Source organism: Nocardia citri (assembly GCF_054065835.1).
On the sequence record NZ_JBSUQM010000084.1, the window covers coordinates 1 to 434 of the forward strand.

Below are 434 nucleotides of genomic sequence, written 5' to 3' on the forward strand. Positions count from 1 at the left end.
GGTATCTATTTCTGGTTCCCGAAGATCACCGGCCGCATGCTGGACGAACGCCTGGGCAAGTGGCACTTCTGGACCACCTTCATCGGCTTCCACACCACCTTCCTGGTGCAGCACTGGCTGGGTGCCGAGGGGATGCCGCGCCGCTACGCCGACTACCTGCCCAGCGACGGCTTCACCACACTCAATACGATTTCCACCATCGGTGCCTTCATCCTGGGCGCGTCGATGCTGCCGTTCATCTGGAACGTCTTCAAGAGCTACCGCTACGGCGAAGTCGTCACCGTCGATGATCCGTGGGGATACGGCAACTCACTGGAATGGGCCACCACCTGCCCGCCGCCGCGGCACAACTTCTACGAACTGCCCCGCATCCGTTCCGAGCGTCCCGCCTTCGAACTGCACTACCCGCACATGGTCGAACGGATGCGCGCCGA

General features: G+C 62.4%; 1 protein-coding gene. It reads left to right on the forward strand.

Features of this window, described 5'->3' with window-relative positions; genetic code table 11:
* Nucleotides 1–434 (forward strand): cbb3-type cytochrome c oxidase subunit I (locus ACW2Q0_RS31225; protein WP_457194511.1); only part of this gene is annotated, 434 nt, incomplete at both ends.